Origin of the sequence: Snodgrassella alvi wkB2 (genome assembly GCF_000600005.1) — a bacterium.
Classification (GTDB): domain Bacteria; phylum Pseudomonadota; class Gammaproteobacteria; order Burkholderiales; family Neisseriaceae; genus Snodgrassella; species Snodgrassella alvi.
In genome coordinates, this window is the sequence record NZ_CP007446.1 from 2,007,372 (window position 1) to 2,021,786 (window position 14,415).

A 14,415-nucleotide genomic window follows, 5' to 3' on the forward strand; every position below is an offset into this window, starting at 1 on the left:
TCATACTATCAAAAACCATGCACCCTATAGATAAAGTGGACATGAAAATCTTGTCCCTGCTTCAGAAAAATGCCCGGATGACCATGACCGAGCTGGCCGATAAGGTTGGTCTTTCCACCACACCTGTTACCGAACGGGTACGGCGGCTGGAGCGGGAAAATATTATTACCGGCTATCACGCCCGCCTCAATCCTCGTGCCCTGAATCAGAGCCTGCTGGTATTTGTTGAAATCAAACTGCGCTCTAAATCCGGCAATATTTTTGAAGACTTCCGGCGTGAAGTTCTGACTATTCCGCATGTGCTCGAATGTCATCTGATTTCCGGTGAATACGACTACCTGATAAAAGTTCGCCTGCCGAATATGCACGCTTACCGCAACATGCTGGGTAATATTCTGTTGCAATTGCCCGCGGCGGCTGAAAGCCGCAGTTATGTTGTTATGGAAGAAGTGAAGGAAGAACAGATGTTGCATCTGGAATAAATCTTTGGCTGCATTATGTCCGGTACCATTACAACGCAGCTGTATACTTATTCAGCATCCTGAATATACTTTACCAGCAATGCAGTTTCATCATCCAGCTGTTCTTCTTCCTGATTGAGAAATAAATAAACCGGTGTTGCACGGCACATACCCTGGCGCAATGGCAATAATTTTAATTCTCCGCAGACCAGTTGATTTTTAATCCGTTCTTCCGGCAGCCAGCCATACCCCACCCCCTGACTGACTGCCTCAATAGCTGTTTCAATCGTGGTGAATGTCCAGTTTTCAGATGCAGTAATCTGCCTGTAAGGCAGTTGCTGTTGTTCACGACTAACAATTTCAATCAGCGGATAACGCATCAGAACATCCTGACTCAATGGTGCCGGTAAATCCAGTAAAGGGTGCGAATGCCGCACAACTGCTACAAAATTCACCTCCAGCAATAACTTACCCTGCCTCATCATCTCAGCACTTGGGGTGATAATATAAACATCCGCCTGCCGCTGTTGCAAAATAGCACAACTTTCACTGCGCAATACCTCTGTGAGATGTATCTGAGTAGACGGATAAGCCTGCTGAAAACAGCGCAATGCTGAAAACAGACGATCTTTAGGAAAAATACTGTCTACTACCAGGTCTAATCTTGCCCGCTCTCCGCGTTTCAGAGCCCGGGAACGATTTTCCAGTGCTTCAAACCCCTGCAACAGTGGTAATGCCTGTGCCAGCAACTGCTGTCCGGATGCCGTCAGTTCTGCACGACGGCCGACAATAGTTAATAGCGTTACCCCCAGACGCTCCTGCATCAGCGTCAGCTGATAACTTAGCGAAGACTGGCTGCGATTAAAAGCTTCAGCGGCGCGGGCAAAACTGCCGTAACTGACTACGGCCTGCAATAACTGCCATTGCTCCAGCGTTGTTTTCATTACTTAATCAATCGAAATTTTGGAACGGTTTAAACCAATATTAGCGTTATTCATCAGATAAATACAGGTTTACACTTCATTTGTTTTATTCAGATTAACTTCAATTCAAAAGGTGAAAAAATGCCTGCATTTGATACTGCCGATTTAAGTAACATTCTTGGTAAACATCTGGTTTATACCTACGACAATGGCTGGAACTACGAAGTTTATGTTAAAAATGCCACTACCATCGATTATCGTATTCATAGCGGTCTGGTGGGTAACCGCTGGGTAAAAGATCAGAAAGTTTATCTGGTACGCGTAGCAGCCGGCGTATATAAAATTTCATGGACAGAACCTACCGGTACAGATGTCAGCCTGATTATCAATCTGGAAGACAAATTATTTCACGGCACCATCTTCTTCCCGCGCTGGGTAATGAATAATCCCGAACATACTGTTTGTTTCCAGAACGAGCATATTGCACAAATGGAAGCTTATCGTGAAGCGGGCCCAGTTTATCCGACAGAAGTTATTGACGAATTTGCTACCATTACTTTTATTGAAGATTGCGGCGAAAATAATGAAAACGTTATTAACTGTCCGGCCAGCGAATTACCGGCAGACTTTCCGCATCACCATTAATTACTTATCCTGAGCCACAGGGCAGACGATAAATTGTCTGCCCTGTTCTGTTTATTTGGCAAAAACCCCTGTTTTTAAATACAGAAAGATAACTATAGTAGCGTTAACACTTAGCATGGTTATTTTTTACTGACCGGTAAAATTATATGTATGGTCTACATTTTAACTATACATAACTCTACATTCGAACTGTACATAAAAACAACATGCCTCTTTCCTATAACTTAATTATTGTTATACTTTTTAAGCATAAAAAATAGTTGTATGTGAGGTCATTTTGGATATCAAAGTATTACGTTATTTTCTAGCTCTTGCTAGAGAGGAAAGTATCACTGCGGCTGCTGAGTATTTACATCTGACTCAGCCAACATTATCTCGTCAACTGGCTGAATTAGAGCAAGAGTTGGGTAAAACCTTATTTATTCGAGGCAGTCGTAAAATTACCTTAACCGATGAAGGTATGCGTTTACGCAAACGTGCTGAAGAAATTTTGGAATTAGTGCAAAAAACTGAATTAGAGTTTCAAACCTCAGCTGAGGAAATCAGTGGCGATATCTATATTGGCTGTGGTGAAACCCATGCCATGGGATTAATTGCTGAGGTTGTTAAGGCATTACAACACGACTATCCGCAAATTCATGTGCATATTTATAGTGGTGATGCTGATGAAGTAACAGAACGTATCGATAAAGGCTTACTCGATTTTGGATTATTAATTGGTGTGGAAAATATTAGCAAATATGAGTCGTTACTATTGCCCGAAAAAGATACTTGGGGAGTATTAATGCGTAAAGATAGTCCACTTGCGCATCAAGATGTGATTAGACCTAGCGATTTATGGAACTTGCCACTTATTATCTCTAAACAGAAAGAAGTCGATATCCGAATTACGCGCTGGTTAAAACGTGATTTAGATAAACTCAATGTGATTGGCTCATATAACCTACTTTACAATGCCTCACTTATGGTTGAAAAAAACATGGGTTATGCATTAAGTATTGATAAGCTGATTAACACGACTGGTAATAGTCATCTTTGTTTTAAACCTTTAGAGCCACAATTAACGGTTGATATTCACATAGTTTGGAAACGTTATCAAATTTTTTCAAAAGCAGCTGAAATCGGTTTACAGCGAATGAAACAGGCTTTTTCTCAATAAATCCCTCTGAATATAGAAGTGAGCAAAATGATTCTCCTATTTTGCTGAGCTTATTCTTATGACTTCTTTTTATTGATATTAATGACATTAAATACAGCTTATACCCATGCTTTTAAGGCATAAATAACCATAAAATATAAGTAATTTACATATCTTTAGCTGCTATTTAGACTATGACCCATTCAATTCATTCGTCTTTAATAGAATAATGGGATTAACCATGTCAGATAACACATTAAATTCCCCAAGTACGGCGTATTGGGGAGCAATATTCTCGCTATTTATCGGGGTAACAAGTTTGATTACCGCGGAATTTATTCCCGTTAGCTTATTAACACCTATCGCACAAGATTTCAATATTACTGAAGGTCAAGCAGGCCAAAGCGTCACAATGGTGGGGATTTTTGCAGTAGTCACCAGTCTGGTTCTCGCACCCATGACCCAAAATATTAATCGTCGGGTAGTATTACTCACTTTTTCTATTTTATTAGTATTATCCAATTTGTTCATTGCTGTTGCGCCTAATTATTTCATTATGCTGATTGGTCGAGCGCTATTAGGGATTTGTGTTGGCGGATTTTGGTCAATGGCATCTGCTGTAGTATTACAATTAGCGCCGAGTAAAGATATTCCTCGGGCATTAAGTATTGTCTATGCCGGAGTGTCGGTTGCAACGATTATTTCACTGCCTCTTGCCAGTTATTTAGGTCATTTAGTCGGTTGGCGTAATGTGTTTTTTATTGCTGCGGCGTTAAGTTTTATCGCGCTAGTTTGGCAACGGCTTACCCTACCATCTTTACCGCCGCGTGAAAGCACTAATTTTAAAAATATGTTTGCCCTATTTAAGCAAAATTGGTGTTTTCTTGGCATTATCGGTACAATTTTTAGTTATGGAGGTTATCACCTCTTTTTTACTTATCTGCGACCGTTTTTAGAGCACAATTTAGCACTACAAGCCGGTCCGTTAACCCTTATTTTATTGGTGTTTGGTATCGCTAATTGCATCGGAACTTTTGTTGCGGGTTTACTACTTGGCCGATTTTTTAGACCTGTGATGATCGCCATTCATTTAGTCTTAGCCGCTATAGCCATGCTCTTATTTATTAAATATAGGTTTTTAAGTTCTGATAATGTGGCTATGGATACTACATTAGTGATTGCTTGGGGATTTGTGTTTGGATTTATCCCTGTTGGTTGGTCAACGTGGATCACTCGAACGCTTGCTGATAAAGCTGAACTGGTTGGTGGATTATCGGTTGCCGCGATTCAATTTTCCATTGGTTTAGCGGCTGGTGTTGGTGGAATGACCTTTGACCAATTAGGGTTTAGTGGCATTTTTATCACGGCGACGATTATTTGTATTATGGGTGCCATCATTACCGCCTTGTGTTTTAGTTTATATAAAAAAGCAACAGGCAACCTTGCTTAATCAATCTCATATAGATAAAAAGGATCACAAATAAAATTCAAGTTTACGGCTTTAGTGTTTATGCTAACTTTTGTACAAACAACACTTGCAAACACAGCAGAAGTGGCTATGCAACATTTTCCAAATCCATCAACAGTGAGTCAGGCATTACAACCTTTAGTCTCTGGCGACACCCCCTTTTGGAATGATCATCCTAAAATTAATGCCGAATGGCATCAATGGGTCGATACGATTGCTGCCCAAACTTTAAAAACACTCCCTACGTTAAAAGAACGAATGCAAGTCAGTGTTACAGCTACGCAGCTTGGTTACGTACTGATAAGCTCCTGAATACCTGAACTTGGTTTCAGCAAAGCATAGAAACAGTCAAAATTATTTTCTTTCTCAGCTCAACAAAACCACCAACACCGTTATTGAACATCATTATTCATGGTTTTTCTATCGCATAAGCTGACTATGATGCCTGACCCAGATTATTCAGAATAACCAAAGCTTGCTGCACATCATCATCAGCTACAAAAATATGATCATGATAATAACCGGCTATAACATTACAACTGATATTCTGTTGTGCCAGTGCATGCGCAAATGCAGCAGTCAGCCCGACAGCAGCCAGCGAAGAATGCACCATTAATGTAATCCAGCCAGCAATATATTCATAATTCAGCTGATATTCATCAGCAACTGCCTGCGGTAAAACCAGTGTAGTACCTTCGTTTTCCTGCATAATCGCCACAGCAGCGGTCAGCAATGCTGATGCAGGCTGCTGTACAGTACAAAATACATATTTGCCCGGATTATGCTGCGGTGAAGCAGATTGCAGCAAAATTTGCAGATTACTTTCACCAGAGATTTTAGCGTCCATATCAAAGTATCCTCAGAAACAATCAAACCGGTCATCTAATGACTAAATTGGTCAAAAGAATTTATCCTAGCATTAATTCTATTTGCATGACAGCACCGAATACCTTTGATTACCAGTATCTGTCTGGCAAATTTACTTACTTAAGCCATAATGAACAATTCTGTCACCGAAGCTGAAAGCAACTAAACATCAGGCTATATTTACTCAGCCATCAAAAAAATATTAATACACACCATCTGCTTTAAAATCCCATTAGCATAAAGAAAAAAAGATAAAAAAATGCGCACACGATTAAGTGTGCGCCAAGTCTACAAAGGAGAAATAGAGGAGAAACTGTTAAACCAACTAGGAGCTGATTTAACGAAGCGAATTATGCCTCAACTACGCATGCATAGCAAGTCATATTTTGTATTAATTCGACAAAATATAGTTATTTTAATTAAAAATACCGCAAAATTCATTAACTGCACATATCTTTATACCGCAAACAGCATAAAAAAACACTTTATCTAACCATAACTTAGCCCAAAATAAACCGTCGTCAGACAACATTACCGCTGACTTCGGTTTATAAATACTAATTATGCCAGTCTTCGCGTATTTTCTGTGCTTTTGCAAAAAAAGCAGTCAACTTTTGTGCATCCCCTTGTTGCAGACAGTCCTGTAAATATGCCAGTTCATATTGTTGCTGCTGGAGTAAGCCAGACAGTACCTGACGATTAGCCAGACAGATATCTGTCCAAATCTGCGGATTACTGGCTGCAATGCGGGTAAAATCCCGAAATCCGCTGCCGGCAAATTGCAACAATTCATCGGCATTTGCTGCTTCGGCCAACTGGTGTACATATGCATAAGCCAGCATATGCGGTAAATGACTGACAGCGGCAAAAATTGCATCATGTCGTGCCGCATCCAGATGATAAATCTGCGCCTGTACAGCCTGCCACATAGCAACAACTGTATGTAATGCAGCTTCGTCCTGCTGTTCATGAGCGCAAACAATACATTTTTTTCCGGCAAATAAACCAAACTGCGCCGCCAGTGCACCATGCCGGTCTGAACCGGCAATCGGGTGAGCGGCCACACAGCGCGGATAATGATGCGGTAATTCAGCAGCAAAGGCTTTTAATGCCAGCTGCTTGGTACTGCCCACATCAGTAACAATACAATGCTCAGATAAATAGGGAACCAGCTGACGGCAAATTGCCGGTAAAGTATTCACCGGAGTGGCTATCAGCACCATATCGGCTTCTGCCACACTCTCTGCATTAATCTGCGTATAGGTATAATCAACTACCCGCCGTTCCAGTGCACGAGTCAGATTATCGGCATCGATATCAATGCCGGCTACTTCAGCAACCAGTCCGGCACGTTTTAAATCCAGTGCCAGCGAACCGCCAATCAGCCCCACTCCGACCAGCACCAGCCTGCGCATATTCATCTCAGAAAACATCTCATACAAATCATCATTTCAGTTTTCGGCTTATTTATTTTGATAATCAGACCGATCTGCCCCATGCACTCAGAAATTCCTGCCAGTGTGCCGCCTGTTGCGTACTCAGATAACCTTTAAGACAACGGATTTCCTGCTCATATTCGTCTGCATCCAGGAAACCGCGTAACAGATTAAAGCGCAGATACATTAAATAAGTATTGGCTGCATCGGTTTCGCAATAATGCCTGATCTGTACCAGCTCGCCCTGCTGATAAGCTGCCCAGACTTTGCTACCGTCCATACCCAGCTTTCCCGGAAAGCCGCATAATTTGGCCATATCATCCAGAGGTACACAGGCACGGGACTGATATAAAGCCAGTAAATCCATTAAGTCACAATGGCGTGTATGATAGCGGCTGATATAGTTATTCCACTTAAAATCTCGGCTGTCGCCAAAATCACCCTCGCCCATATCCCAGTAGCGTGCCGCACTGATACCATAAATCAAAGCACGGTAATGTAATACTGGTAAATCAAAGCCACCACCGTTCCAGCTCACCAACTGAGGTGTATGAGTTTCAATCAGCTCAAAAAAACGCGCAATTAAAGTTTCTTCGCTGTCTTCCGGTGTTCCGATACTGCCCACATGAATTTTATCCGTACCCCAGCGCATACAGCAGGAAATAGCCACTACCTGCTGCAAATGCAGCTGCATAAAATCGTTACCGGTTTTGGCTCGTCGCTGCTGCAAGGCAAATTCCACCACATCAGCATCACTGACCTCTGCCGGCAAATGATTCAGAACACGAATGCCGGCTACATCCGGCACAGTTTCTATGTCGAAAGCCAAAATCGGAGTCATAGCAAGAATTCACATTAATTATCGAATAAGTATTGTGGCATGAAGCTACTGGCTGCGCCAGCCGTTTAACTACAAAACAACATTACACTTATAACATGATTGCTTTATACTAACGCGTAGCCGGACAGGCCTTGCATAAAAGCAGATAAAACAGACTATAGATTTCGTTGTTTTCAGCTAGTCTGGCGTTCTGCCGGATTTATCCTGTTTAGCGATAAAATAGCAAAACTTCCCACTTGGATACTTTTATGCCTTTCTCAGTCAGGGCATACATTAACAGACAGAAAAAGAATTTCAATATGAAAAAATCTTATCTATGGCAATGGCTTGCACCCCTACTGGCCATACCGCTAATTGCTTCATGCGACGGTACACCTGTACATAATATTGATTCTGCGGCAAAATCGGCCTCAGGTAGTACAACTGCATCTGTATCAGCAGCCAATAATGTAACTGACGCGGGTCGCCCGGCTGATGCGGAAATCAGTAAAAAAATAAATGCCAATCTAGCCAGTAAAATGAGCAAAATGCTCAAGGGTTCTGAATTAAATATACAGGGTGTATATACCACACCGTTACAAGGTATTTATGAAGTAGTCATTACCGGCAATCAGATTATTTATACTGATGAAAATGCTGCCTATGTTATGATTGGTAATCTGATTGATCTGGAACACCGGAAAAATCTTACCGAACAGCGAGTCAGCGATATGTCCAAAATAGACTTTAAAGAATTGCCATTAGAAAAAGCAATTAAAGAGGTTCGCGGTAATGGTCAGCGAGTAATGGCTGTATTCTCCGATCCTGACTGTCCGTTCTGTAAAAAACTCGAAGAAGAAATTGCCCAGATAGACAATATTACTGTCTATACTTTCCTGATGCCGGTACCTGATTTACATCCGAACGCACAGAAAAAGGCTGTGCAGATATGGTGTCAGAAAGAGCGTACAACCGCATGGACTCAGTGGATGCGCAAGGGCAAAGAACCTGCTGCTGTTGCCAATTGTGATAATCCGGTAGCTGACATCATAAAACTGGGCAATAAATATGGCTTTGATGGCACACCTACCTTGGTTTTCCCGAATGGCAAAACCATTTCAGGGCTAATGCTTAAAAATGAGTTAGAGCAGGAACTGAATAAAAATCAGAAATAGCATTATTCATAGAAAAAAGCAGCCGTACCGGCTGCTTTTTAATTTTCTGTTACGATACACAATACGGATTATTACATTGGAACCATGACACCGGCCGATATTGAGTATTAGTTTTTTACCACATCAGCCTACCTATTCTGCTACTGGTACACTGCCATGCTTGCCGATACAGATATTGAAAATTATGATTGATAATTTATAGAGTTAAGCTCAATCGCCATGTATAACATTCAACGTGTATATACCTATCAGCATCAGCAACCGGCAGTATTAATAGACCGTCTGTGGCCACGGGGTATCAGCAAAATCAGACTAAGCGGAGTTGAGTGGATTAAAGCTGTTGCCCCGTCCGGCCAGCTCAGAAAATGGCTGCACCAGAATCCTGAAAATCATTATCAGGAATTTTGCCGGCTGTATCAGCAGGAACTCAGCCTGCCACAACAACAGGAAGCATTGCGCACACTGATACAACTGCATGAGCAGCATCAGCAACTATGGCTGCTTACGGCGGCCAAAGATATTGACCACAGCCATGTACCGGTATTACTGGCACAGTTACAGGCATAGCTCAAAATTAACTGATGTATCCTTTTAGTCTCTATCAATAAAAATGCCCTGAAAAACATATCAGGGCATTGCTATAACCATTATTCTATTATACAGATACAAACTGTGTCAGGCGGCATCCGCACTGGCTTCTGAGCGTAACAAACCAATCAGTCGAACAATTCGATCTTTTAATTCGCGCCGGTCAACAATCTGATCGATTGCCCCTTTATCCAGTAAAAACTCCGAACGCTGAAAGCCTTCCGGTAAAGTTTCACGTACAGTTTGTTCAATCACCCGCGGACCGGCAAATCCAACCAGAGCATTCGGTTCAGCCAGAACAACATCACCGATAAACGCAAAGCTGGCAGACACACCGCCCATAGTCGGATTGGTTAATACTGATATAAAAGGCAGTGATTTATCAGCAAGCAAATGTAATGAAGCACAGGTTTTAGCCATTTGCATTAATGAATTGAGACCTTCCTGCATGCGTGCACCGCCGGAAGCAGCCACACAGATAAAGGTGCAGTTATGTTTCACTGCCTCACGTACACCGCGAACAAAGCGCTCACCCACAACAGAACCCATTGAACCGCCGATAAAATTGAATTCAAAAGCGGCCACAACCACAGGTACACCATTCATGGTTCCGCGTACCACCAGCAGCGCATCATCTTCCTGCGTCAGCTTACGGGCAGCACTTAAGCGGTCAGTATATTTCTTGCTGTCACGGAATTTGAGAATATCAACTGGTTTGATGTCTTTACCAATTTCATACTGTTTGGTTTCATCCAGCATCATACTGATACGTTCCCGTGCTGACACCGGATTATGATATCCGCACTTCGGGCACACTTCCATATTCTTTTTCAAATCCGTGGCATATAAAGTTGCCGCACAGGACGGACATTTCTGCCACAATCCCTCAGGGATACCTGCGGATTTAACCGCTGCATCTTTTTTAATCTTAGGCGGCAGGATTTTATCTAACCAACTCATTCTTTTATTCCCGGTTATTGCCGGCAGCCGGAACAGGCCGCCATACAGAATTAGGATGTTACACAGATTATTCCAGAGCTTGTCTGAGCTCAGCGACAACAGGAGCCAGAGCTTCGGCCTCATGACCAATATGCTCGGCTATTGTCTGCACAAAGCGGCTGCCAACGATTACGGCATCCGCTACTGCTCCGATACGGCGGGCACTGTCGGCATCGCGAATACCAAAACCCACACCGATAGGCACCTGTATAAACTGGCGTAAATGATCAATTTTACGCGAAACTTCGGCCGTATCCAACTGTGATGAACCGGTCACTCCCTTAAGTGATACATAGTAAACAAAACCACTGGCCTTACTGCCAATCAGTTTAATCCGCTCATCAGTGGTAGTAGGGGCAATCAGAAAAATGCAGTCCAGCCCGTATTTCCTGAGCTGCTCATGCAAATCATCAATTGTTTCGGCCGGACAGTCTACAGTCAGCACACCATCCGCACCAGCCTGCGCAGCAGCACTGGCAAAACGTTCATAACCCATATGATAAACCGGATTCAGATAACCCATGAGCACCACTGGTGTCGTCTGATTTTCCTGCCGGAACTGTCTGACCACCTGAAATATATCATTCAGAGACACATTTTGGCGTAAAGCACGCTCGGCAGCTGACTGAATCACCGGCCCGTCGGCCATCGGATCAGAGAAAGGCACACCCAGTTCAATAATATCTGTACCATTGGCTACCAGCGTTTTCATCAGCTGTACTGTTGTAGCCAGATCCGGATTACCACAAGTGATATACGATACCAGAGCAGTCCGTCCATGCAGCTGCTCAAACGTATGTTGAATTCTACTCATTATGTTCTCAACTCATTTCCGAACACTTTAGCAGTATATTGATTCAGCCAGCCATCATTCTGCCGCTCCCTGCGGACAGCCAGATTTTATCTGCCTGCAACACTGCCAGTGCTGATTATCATAGCCTGCATCATACCATGCGGTACAGCACATTCCTTAATTTTTCATTGACTGCACCGGTGCCGGTACTCGTCCGCCACGATTAATAAATACCTCACAGGAACCGGATTTCACCGGCATAACCGGAGCTCGACCGAGTAAACCGCCAAACTCTACGTAATCACCGACATCCTTACCGGTAACCGGAATCACCCGCACGGCTGTGGTTTTACTATTAATCAGGCCGATAGCGGCTTCATCAGCAATAATTCCCGCCAATGTACTGGCCGGAGTGTCGCCCGGCACAGCAATCATATCCAATCCGACCGAACACACCGCCGTCATAGCTTCCAGTTTATCCAGAGTCAGCACACCGGCTTCTACCGCTGCTATCATACCTTCATCTTCAGATACCGGAATAAACGCACCGCTTAGTCCGCCTACTGCGCTTGAAGCCATCATACCGCCCTTTTTCACAGCATCATTCAGTAATGCCAGTGCCGCAGTCGTGCCGTGCGTTCCGCAGACACTCAGCCCCATCGCTTCCAGAATCCGGGCAACACTGTCCCCCACTGCCGGAGTAGGTGCCAGAGACAAATCCAGAATACCGAACGGAATACCCAGCATTTTACTGGCTTCATGGCCGATCAGTTCACCCACGCGAGTAATCTTGAATGCGGTTTTTTTCACCAGCTCGGCAACTTCAGTCAGGGACAGCCCTTGTGTATTCTGCAACGCAGCACATACCACGCCCGGTCCGGATACACCGACATTAATGACGCAGTCTGCTTCTCCCGAACCATGAAAGGCACCGGCCATAAACGGGTTATCTTCCACTGCATTACAAAAAACCACCAGTTTGGCACAGCCAAAACCTTCCGGCGTGATTGCCGCAGTCTGGCGGATGGTTTCCCCCATCAGCCGTACAGCATCCATATTAATACCGGCACGGGTAGAACCGATATTTACCGAGCTGCATACGACATCTGTGCAGGCCATAGCCTCAGGAATTGATCGGATTAATATTTCATCGGCAGCACTCATTCCTTTGTGTACTAATGCAGAAAAACCGCCGATAAACGAAATACCAATGGCTTTTGCCGCTTTGTCCAGTGTCTGTGCTATCGATACATAAGAATCAGCACCGGTGGCAGCCCCAATCTGAGCAATAGGTGTTACAGCAACGCGCTGATTCACAATTGGTACACCATATTTAGCCGACAGCTCAGTTGCCGTCTGTACCAGATTTTTACCGACACGGGTAATCTTGGCATAAATTTTTTCATTCAGGCGCTTGATATCTGTATCAATACAATCATGTAAATCAATGCCAATAGTTATCGTACGCACATCGAAATGCTGGTCGGATACCATTCGTACAGTTTCCAGAATTTCATTATTCTGAATAGAAAAAGACATAAATAACTCCTAAATCCGGTGCATGGCATTAAACAATGCTTCATCCTGCACACGGATGTGCAATCCCCGTTTTTCGCCTTCGCTATCCAGAAATTTACTGAACTCTAAGCGCGGTAAAGTACATTTTTCCGCATCCAGCAGAATAATCATAGTGAAATAATCATCCATTAACTGCTGACTGATATTCACAATACTAACCTGATGCTCTGCCAGCAGCGTGGCTACCTCAGCAACTATACCAATACGGTCTTTACCAATCACTGTCATCACAGCATGATTAGACATAAATAATCCTATTCACAATAATAATTATTACCAACCACAGAAACTAATCCGTCGCCAGCCGGCAGCCAGATCAGTTCAGCAGCACAGATTTAAGATATACGTTCACATTTAAAGAATAGTGCACACAGCAAAATCAGCGTTGCCACTCCCCCGCCCAGCAACGAAACCCCGTTCCAGCCATAATGTGCATAAGCCATAGCAGAAGCAAGTGAGCCGAGTACACCACCGATAAAATACATACTCATATAACCGGAAGTAATCCGGCCTTTGAGCGCCGGATCAGAACGATAAATCAGCGACTGGTTACTGATATGTAATGCCTGAATCGCAAAATCCAGCAAAATTACCCCGCCGATCAATGCCCATAAATGCACCCCTCCGGCATACAATAGTGACCAGCTAAGCAAAAACAGTAAGGCACAAACTATTGTCATCGCATAAGTGTGGCCTTTATCCGCAGCCCAGCCCCCTACATTGGAACCAAAAATCCCCAGCGCACCAAATAAACCAAATAAACCAATTGTACTCAAACTGAAATGATAAGGTGCATGGCTGAGCAATAACGTCAATGGTGTCCACAACACTGAAAACAAACAGAAATCCAGCGCCCCAAGCACACCACGCTGCCGCAATAACGGTGTACGCCATAATAACGACCAAACTGATACCAGCGTTTTCCAGTAACCCAGAGTACTGTGTTCACGCTGTACATGAGGCAGTTTGCATTGCAAAATCAGTGCCATTAACAGCAGCATTGCCGCACCGAGCATATATACTGTACGCCAGCCCCACCAATGGGCAACCATACCGGAAAAAGTACGTGACAACAGAATACCCAGTAACAGCCCGCTCATCAGCGTACCGATTACCCGCCCGCGCTGTTCGGGTTCTGACAGACTGGCGGCCAGCGGCATCAGCACCTGAGCCACCGTACAAAAGGCGCCGACCATCACCAGACCGGCAATAAACAGCCATAAATCAGAAGCAAATGCTATCAGCAGCGCACTGATACCCACTACAACATACAGCGATACAATCAGCTTTTTGTTATCGAGCAAATCACCCAGCGGTACCAGAAAAATCAGCCCCAGCGCATAAGCAAGCTGCGTCAGCGTAATCAGCATGCCGCTACTGGCAACATTCATACCGAAATAGCGTGCAGTTACTTCTATCAGCGGAAAGACAAAATAATTACTGGCTACGGCCAGACCGATGGCCAGAGCCATCATAAAAATCTGACCGGAAGACAGTTTAATACTCTTATTCATACATACAACA

Annotated in this window: 16 protein-coding genes; 7 read left to right on the forward strand and 9 right to left on the reverse strand. The window is 43.7% G+C overall.

What is annotated here, in order from left to right; all coding sequences use genetic code 11:
* Positions 1–17: 17 nt before the first annotated feature.
* Complete coding sequence (locus SALWKB2_RS09065) at positions 18–482, forward strand: Lrp/AsnC ligand binding domain-containing protein (RefSeq protein ID WP_025331357.1); 465 nt, start codon at positions 18–20, stop codon at positions 480–482.
* Positions 483–529: 47 nt separating this feature from the next.
* Here the strand turns inward: SALWKB2_RS09065 and SALWKB2_RS09070 are convergent, their stop codons facing one another.
* Positions 530–1,405, reverse strand: coding sequence for a LysR family transcriptional regulator (locus SALWKB2_RS09070; protein WP_025331358.1), 876 nt, complete (start codon positions 1,403–1,405; stop codon positions 530–532).
* A gap of 120 nt (positions 1,406–1,525) precedes the next feature.
* Between SALWKB2_RS09070 and SALWKB2_RS09075 the strand changes: the two genes are divergently transcribed.
* The 4 genes from SALWKB2_RS09075 (at position 1,526) to SALWKB2_RS09090 (ending at position 4,947) form a co-directional block, all read left to right on the forward strand.
* On the forward strand, positions 1,526–2,029 hold the full coding sequence (locus SALWKB2_RS09075) for a phenolic acid decarboxylase (protein WP_025331359.1): 504 nt from the start codon (positions 1,526–1,528) through the stop codon (positions 2,027–2,029).
* A gap of 277 nt (positions 2,030–2,306) precedes the next feature.
* Positions 2,307–3,188, forward strand: a complete 882-nt coding sequence (locus tag SALWKB2_RS09080) for a LysR family transcriptional regulator (RefSeq protein WP_025331360.1) — start codon at positions 2,307–2,309, stop codon at positions 3,186–3,188.
* 220 nt (positions 3,189–3,408) lie between these two features.
* The gene (locus SALWKB2_RS09085; protein WP_025331361.1) at positions 3,409–4,617 is read left to right on the forward strand and encodes an MFS transporter; all 1,209 of its coding nucleotides are present in this window, start codon (positions 3,409–3,411) and stop codon (positions 4,615–4,617) included.
* Between the two features lie 60 nt (positions 4,618–4,677).
* The gene (locus SALWKB2_RS09090; protein WP_025331362.1) at positions 4,678–4,947 is read left to right on the forward strand and encodes a hypothetical protein; all 270 of its coding nucleotides are present in this window, start codon (positions 4,678–4,680) and stop codon (positions 4,945–4,947) included.
* A gap of 124 nt (positions 4,948–5,071) precedes the next feature.
* On the opposite strand, the gene SALWKB2_RS09095 is transcribed toward SALWKB2_RS09090, so the two are convergent.
* From SALWKB2_RS09095 to SALWKB2_RS09105, 3 genes are all read right to left on the reverse strand, one after another.
* The gene (locus SALWKB2_RS09095) at positions 5,072–5,482 is read right to left on the reverse strand and encodes an ACT domain-containing protein (RefSeq protein WP_202806257.1); all 411 of its coding nucleotides are present in this window, start codon (positions 5,480–5,482) and stop codon (positions 5,072–5,074) included.
* Between the two features lie 577 nt (positions 5,483–6,059).
* Positions 6,060–6,923 carry a prephenate dehydrogenase gene (locus SALWKB2_RS09100; protein ID WP_025331364.1) on the reverse strand — a complete coding sequence of 288 codons (864 nt, stop codon included), beginning with the start codon at positions 6,921–6,923 and terminating at the stop codon, positions 6,060–6,062.
* 58 nt (positions 6,924–6,981) lie between these two features.
* Positions 6,982–7,779 carry a 3'-5' exonuclease gene (locus tag SALWKB2_RS09105; RefSeq protein WP_025331365.1) on the reverse strand — a complete coding sequence of 266 codons (798 nt, stop codon included), beginning with the start codon at positions 7,777–7,779 and terminating at the stop codon, positions 6,982–6,984.
* A gap of 299 nt (positions 7,780–8,078) precedes the next feature.
* Here SALWKB2_RS09105 and SALWKB2_RS09110 point away from each other — a divergent pair, with 299 nt between their 5' ends.
* Both SALWKB2_RS09110 and SALWKB2_RS09115 read left to right on the forward strand, forming a co-directional pair.
* Positions 8,079–8,933 (forward strand): DsbC family protein, encoded by an 855-nt coding sequence (locus tag SALWKB2_RS09110; protein ID WP_025331366.1) that lies wholly within the window; start codon positions 8,079–8,081, stop codon positions 8,931–8,933.
* 219 nt (positions 8,934–9,152) lie between these two features.
* Positions 9,153–9,500 carry a DUF488 domain-containing protein gene (locus tag SALWKB2_RS09115; protein WP_025331367.1) on the forward strand — a complete coding sequence of 116 codons (348 nt, stop codon included), beginning with the start codon at positions 9,153–9,155 and terminating at the stop codon, positions 9,498–9,500.
* Positions 9,501–9,608: 108 nt separating this feature from the next.
* Here the strand turns inward: SALWKB2_RS09115 and accD are convergent, their stop codons facing one another.
* The 5 genes from accD to SALWKB2_RS09140 form a co-directional block, all read right to left on the reverse strand.
* Positions 9,609–10,481: an acetyl-CoA carboxylase, carboxyltransferase subunit beta gene (accD, locus tag SALWKB2_RS09120; protein WP_025331368.1), complete on the reverse strand. Its 873-nt coding sequence runs from the start codon at positions 10,479–10,481 to the stop codon at positions 9,609–9,611.
* A 67-nt stretch (positions 10,482–10,548) separates the two neighbouring features.
* Positions 10,549–11,334: a tryptophan synthase subunit alpha gene (gene trpA / locus SALWKB2_RS09125; RefSeq protein WP_038649010.1), complete on the reverse strand. Its 786-nt coding sequence runs from the start codon at positions 11,332–11,334 to the stop codon at positions 10,549–10,551.
* A 156-nt stretch (positions 11,335–11,490) separates the two neighbouring features.
* Complete coding sequence (locus SALWKB2_RS09130; protein WP_025331369.1) at positions 11,491–12,852, reverse strand: PFL family protein; 1,362 nt, start codon at positions 12,850–12,852, stop codon at positions 11,491–11,493.
* A gap of 9 nt (positions 12,853–12,861) precedes the next feature.
* Positions 12,862–13,137, reverse strand: coding sequence for an ACT domain-containing protein (locus tag SALWKB2_RS09135; protein ID WP_025331370.1), 276 nt, complete (start codon positions 13,135–13,137; stop codon positions 12,862–12,864).
* 89 nt (positions 13,138–13,226) lie between these two features.
* The gene (locus SALWKB2_RS09140; protein WP_025331371.1) at positions 13,227–14,405 is read right to left on the reverse strand and encodes an MFS transporter; all 1,179 of its coding nucleotides are present in this window, start codon (positions 14,403–14,405) and stop codon (positions 13,227–13,229) included.
* Positions 14,406–14,415: the final 10 nt, after the last annotated feature.

Coding starts and splice junctions, on each gene's coding strand:
- SALWKB2_RS09065 (WP_025331357.1), top strand. CDS start 18: ATGCACCCTATAGATAAAGTGGACATGAAAATCTTGTCCCTGCTTCAG.
- SALWKB2_RS09070 (WP_025331358.1), bottom strand. CDS start 1,405: ATGAAAACAACGCTGGAGCAATGGCAGTTATTGCAGGCCGTAGTCAGT.
- SALWKB2_RS09075 (WP_025331359.1), top strand. CDS start 1,526: ATGCCTGCATTTGATACTGCCGATTTAAGTAACATTCTTGGTAAACAT.
- SALWKB2_RS09085 (WP_025331361.1), top strand. CDS start 3,409: ATGTCAGATAACACATTAAATTCCCCAAGTACGGCGTATTGGGGAGCA.
- SALWKB2_RS09090 (WP_025331362.1), top strand. CDS start 4,678: ATGCTAACTTTTGTACAAACAACACTTGCAAACACAGCAGAAGTGGCT.
- SALWKB2_RS09095 (WP_202806257.1), bottom strand. CDS start 5,482: ATGGACGCTAAAATCTCTGGTGAAAGTAATCTGCAAATTTTGCTGCAA.
- SALWKB2_RS09100 (WP_025331364.1), bottom strand. CDS start 6,923: ATGAATATGCGCAGGCTGGTGCTGGTCGGAGTGGGGCTGATTGGCGGT.
- SALWKB2_RS09105 (WP_025331365.1), bottom strand. CDS start 7,779: ATGACTCCGATTTTGGCTTTCGACATAGAAACTGTGCCGGATGTAGCC.
- SALWKB2_RS09110 (WP_025331366.1), top strand. CDS start 8,079: ATGAAAAAATCTTATCTATGGCAATGGCTTGCACCCCTACTGGCCATA.
- SALWKB2_RS09115 (WP_025331367.1), top strand. CDS start 9,153: ATGTATAACATTCAACGTGTATATACCTATCAGCATCAGCAACCGGCA.
- accD (WP_025331368.1), bottom strand. CDS start 10,481: ATGAGTTGGTTAGATAAAATCCTGCCGCCTAAGATTAAAAAAGATGCA.
- trpA (WP_038649010.1), bottom strand. CDS start 11,334: ATGAGTAGAATTCAACATACGTTTGAGCAGCTGCATGGACGGACTGCT.
- SALWKB2_RS09130 (WP_025331369.1), bottom strand. CDS start 12,852: ATGTCTTTTTCTATTCAGAATAATGAAATTCTGGAAACTGTACGAATG.
- SALWKB2_RS09135 (WP_025331370.1), bottom strand. CDS start 13,137: ATGTCTAATCATGCTGTGATGACAGTGATTGGTAAAGACCGTATTGGT.
- SALWKB2_RS09140 (WP_025331371.1), bottom strand. CDS start 14,405: ATGAATAAGAGTATTAAACTGTCTTCCGGTCAGATTTTTATGATGGCT.